Raw genomic sequence first — 4,553 nt, forward strand, 5'->3', positions numbered from 1 at the left:
ACGAGTTAGGCAAGGAGCTAAACGTCGATAACTTAGGGGATTTGAAGATATTATCATCAACGCTAAACGAAGTAGTCAAGGCGTTGGAGTTCCTCGACGACAAGGTAAAGGAAGTAGAGGAGGACATCAAGTCTGTAAAGGAGGAATTAGACAAGAAGATGGAAGACCTAAAGAAGGAAATTGAGATAAAGACCGAGAGGTTAAACTCACTCAACGGGTTTTTAAGGGCTTTCGATGAGGAAGTGGAATTTGATGAGTGCGATGCAAAGACTTTATGCGAATTAAAAGAGTGCTTAAACTCTCTTTCTGAGACCCTCGGAGAGGCTGAGGAGAGAAAAAGAGAAATCGTCAGTAGGATAGGCTCGGAACTGGAGGGAGTTGTGACGAAGCTCGTGGACGAAGGGGAAGTCGAGATTAACGACATAACTGAGCTTGCAACACTGCTTAAGAGGTTTGATGAGGACGAAAAGCTCAGGAAACTCAAGGGGAAACTAAAAGTAACACTAAAGCTGAAGGGTGAGTAAATGGAAGCCTTCAGAAAGATAGACGACATAGTAGAAAAGAGCGTCGATAGGTACAACGTTATAAAGACCGTAATAGATAACGTAGACTTAAATGAGCTAGGCATGTCCGTTTATCACCCTAAATTTTCACGCGTTAAAGGGATATATTGTGCTATAGACGGTTCAAAGAACGTCCAGAACTTGGGTGATGTGTACCTTATCATCGCTAAGGCTGTAAAGGTGATCGGCGAAGTGACGTCCGGAAAGAAAGTGGTAAATAGAGACCCGGTATTCGCTGTGGAAATTGAGGACGATTATATGGGGGAGGACACCGTGAGCAACGACTCAATTAGGTTGATGATTAACTTGGAAAGCCAACTTTTGGGGACTTGTGACGAGTGCGATTATGTATTATTAGACGGTCCTATAGTAGACCCTCCTATAATAGACGAAAGAGGAGGTAAACAGTCGATCCCCTCTCTAAAGGAACTCGCGAGGACGAGGGCTCAACACGTGACAAGAATGCTGGAGAAGGGTAAGGCAATACTAGGGATAGCCAAGAGGTTTTCTGAGCGGTTTATTGTCTCGTTACTTAAGGAGAGAGGTTATCTGAAGGACACGGATTATAGGGAAAAAATGGTGGTGGACAGTCTCCTTTCTCGTTTTGTGGGGGAGGAGGTAGTTGGTATCGGGGTAATAGAATGGGATAAAATAAGTAGGGAAGTAAGTGAACTAGATAAGCTTATGTCGGCTTATGAAGCTTATAAGGAGTACAGTGACGGGAAATTGAAAATTGCATCAGTTTACGTTAAGGCGTCGAGGATTGGTGTCCCGAGTAGAGTGGATATAGCTTACATCAGTGGTTATGACGTGGAAAAAGTCCTCTCGCTTATTGCCACATGGGTAGTCAAAGACAGAGCTGAGTTGAACTTACTAACGGTGATGGCTGACGCCCTTTCCGCTATTAATAACCAAGAGGTTAAACAGTTCAGGGAGTATTACACCGTAAAGACCGTTGAGAAATTAAAGGATAAGGACTATATATTGTCTAACTTCGTGCTTAGGAAGAAGATTTGAGTCTTCTTCCTTACTGTGACGCATTATTCAGCTCTACCAAACCATCTTTAACGTTGTCTAACAGAATGTACCCCTTTCACTCTCCTTCAAGGTGGATTGGTCTGCATCAGTATATCATTAAACCTTATGGACTTCACTAACGCTAAACCTGGCGGTGCGCTTATTAGTATGTCCGCATAATCCTTTGCCCCTATATCCTCGAGGACATCCTTGTTATTCCTCATAATTATCTTTGTATTAGTTAACTGTAATATGAGTTCGTTCAAGTCTTGAGGCATGTGCGTAGCTAGTATTGCTCCTAAGCCCCTAACCCTACCTAACCTAAGGATCCTATTTATCATCCTCTCTATAGTTGACTTGGACACTTCTCCTTTAGCCTGCGGGAAGAACTCGTGGGCTTCGTCCATTATCAATAACGTCAGAAAAGTCCTCTTTGAGTCACTTTTGTAAAGCCTATCCTTAAAGCCGTAAACTTCGTTTAATATCTTGTACACGACTATCGAGAGGGGGTCTGTGGACTCCGTCGATTCCAAAAGGAAGGACAAGTCGATTATTAAGAGCTCTGAATTTAGGAGGTCTTCCGGTAGTTCGTGAATTGTAGTTTCAACGTCAAATATGCCGTAATCGTTCAGGGTTCTCAGCAACCTATTAATATTAGCCTCCGTACCTGAATGAATATCGAGGTCTTCCTCCATTGTGTATTTTAATAGCTCGTTTAAGTAGAGGACCACAGAGGAGTCAGAATTCCCTCCTAACTTGTCGCTTCCTCCCTCCTTCTTTATGATAGTATACTTAACTTTCTGATTACCGTGCTGGAACTCCCTAAACACCTCCCTAGTAGTCTTCACCATTTCGTTCACTTGTTTTAACAAATCGCCCGTGAGATATATCGGCTCGTCTACGAAGTTACTTAAGGTAATGTGGTTTAGAACCCAACCCCATATGCGGTTGATAAGTTGTCTCTGTTCATCGGTCACATTCTTAGTGCCCTTCCCGGCTACCAGCTCCTTTAAGAACTCATAAAGGTTTTTCTTGAAGCGATTATATATCGGCTCCCACATCATCGATGCCTGATCGCTCATGTAAGGGGTTATACTGTTAAAGGTCTTGAACACAGTTGAGAACTTTAACGAGAAGGGGTAGAACTTAATTTTCCCGCACTCAACGTATTCCCCTTCACTTATTCCGTCCTGACAATATCTGCTCGTTATCATATTCTCAAAAGTATTGTAATATTCCAACAGATTCCTCGTAATAGGGACTACTACACTCCCCTCCATTCCCTTTTCTATGGCAAACCTTACGAAGTCTCCTTGCCTGTCAAAGACCACTGACTGTTTGGGGATCCCAGCGTCGTAAATTATCGACTTCAGCAATGTAGTCTTACCGGACCCGGTAGTACCTATGACCAGTACGTGGTGTCTTAATGTCTCTTCGTCTAGAACGACCCTAGCCCCTATCTTGTTAAACCCGGAAAAAACGTTGCCAACGGTTACTCCGTCCTTTGGTATGTTGAGGGCTATCTCGATGAGGTCATCTTTAGGCAAGAATACCGGGGACTGTGGATCTATTGGTGATACTACCGGGGTGGGCTTGGGTTCGCCTTTTTCTAAGTCCTCTATCCTCACCTCAGCCAAGGGATTGATGGTGAGGACGGTATTAGTTATTATTGTCGAGGGGTCTTCCCTCCCCCTTATCTCCTTGATACCCAAGGTCGTCATCATGTCGCCTCTAGTTATTGTGTCCACCGAGCCTATTACAATCACTTTTGGTATTATAGAAAATATAGCTATAATTTCTCCCCTCTTTACCGGGTTTTTGAAGTAGCTCTCAAAGGATATGTCCACTTTTATAAGGGGTTTGCTCCCGACGTTAATGTATTCGAATCGTGTTACCTTACCTATGACGTTCCCGTCTCGGGAATACTTTGTTACGATTTCGTAAGCCTCTTTTACCCTTCCCTTTAGTTGCTCTACTAATTTGTCAGTATAAAGCTCTTCCATAAGGTGTAATTGTTTGCGGACATTAAAAAGTATTATTGAATAGAATGAGCAGGGGTTTGTCTAGAGGAAGTAGTGACTTTGGGGGACTAGGCTCTTTGAACAACCCTTTAGCACGGTTGATTTGAGGTTTAACATAGTATTTATCAAAGTTTTAGCTTACAAGAGTGCTTGATTCTTAGAGCCCGTAATATCAATGTAATTAGGTTTTTATTTTAGTAAGAAGAGGTATAATTTAGAATGTCACTGGCTGACGAGATAAAGAAAGTGTTGACAGAGAATCCCTCAATATTAGCTGACGTACTAGCCTCACATCCTGAAATTATTTATCAGGTCTTGGCAAAACTCACACCCTGGCAGAATTTGGCTACGAAACAAGATGTGGAGGAGATAAAGAAAGATATGGCGACCAAGCAGGACATCGAAGGTATTAAGAAAGTTATGGCGACCAAGCAGGACATTGAGGAGATAAAGAAAACCATGGCGACAAAACAAGAACTCGAAGAAGTAAAGAAGAATATGGCGACAAAACAAGAACTTGAGGAGATAAAGAAAACCATGGCTACAAAACAAGAACTCGAAGAAGTAAAGCAGGATATCGAAGGTATTAAGAAAGTTATGGCGACCAAGCAGGACATCGAGGAGATAAAGAAAACCATGGCGACAAAACAAGAACTCGAAGAAGTAAAGAAGAATATGGCGACAAAACAAGAACTCGAAGAAGTAAAGCAGGATATCGAGGGTATTAAGAAAGTTATGGCAACTAAGCAGGATATAAAGACCTTAGAAGTGATGATTAGTGCCCTAGGCACCAGGTGGGGTATTCAAGCTGAGGATGTATTTAGAAAAGGTATGATGGAACTTTTATCTAATACAAACTGGAAAGTAGATAGAGAAATAATCTTTGACAAAGAAGGAATAGTTTACGGTTATCCATCGGAAGTAGAAATAGACGTGATTATTAGTGACGGCA

At 42.2% G+C, this 4,553-nt stretch carries 4 protein-coding genes; 3 read left to right on the plus strand and 1 reads right to left on the minus strand.

What is annotated here, in order from left to right; genetic code table 11:
• Together WIW89_RS00670 and WIW89_RS00675 are read left to right on the plus strand one after the other, a co-directional pair.
• Positions 1-524: hypothetical protein (locus WIW89_RS00670; protein ID WP_337719371.1), on the plus strand; the 524-nt coding region annotated here is incomplete at its 5' end.
• On the plus strand, positions 525-1,580 hold the full coding sequence (locus WIW89_RS00675) for a DNA double-strand break repair nuclease NurA (protein ID WP_337719372.1): 1,056 nt from the start codon (positions 525-527) through the stop codon (positions 1,578-1,580).
• 86 nt (positions 1,581-1,666) lie between these two features.
• Here the strand turns inward: WIW89_RS00675 and WIW89_RS00680 are convergent, their stop codons facing one another.
• Positions 1,667-3,583: an ATP-binding protein gene (locus WIW89_RS00680; protein WP_337719373.1), complete on the minus strand. Its 1,917-nt coding sequence runs from the start codon at positions 3,581-3,583 to the stop codon at positions 1,667-1,669.
• A 237-nt stretch (positions 3,584-3,820) separates the two neighbouring features.
• Between WIW89_RS00680 and WIW89_RS00685 the strand changes: the two genes are divergently transcribed.
• On the plus strand, positions 3,821-4,553 hold a 733-nt coding region (locus WIW89_RS00685), incomplete at its 3' end, for a DUF3782 domain-containing protein (protein WP_337719374.1).

The sequence above is a fragment of the Stygiolobus sp. CP850M genome, from assembly GCF_037389425.1.
Taxonomy (GTDB): Archaea; Thermoproteota; Thermoprotei_A; order Sulfolobales; family Sulfolobaceae; genus Stygiolobus.

Coding starts and splice junctions, on each gene's coding strand:
- WIW89_RS00675 (WP_337719372.1), top strand. CDS start 525: ATGGAAGCCTTCAGAAAGATAGACGACATAGTAGAAAAGAGCGTCGAT.
- WIW89_RS00680 (WP_337719373.1), bottom strand. CDS start 3,583: ATGGAAGAGCTTTATACTGACAAATTAGTAGAGCAACTAAAGGGAAGG.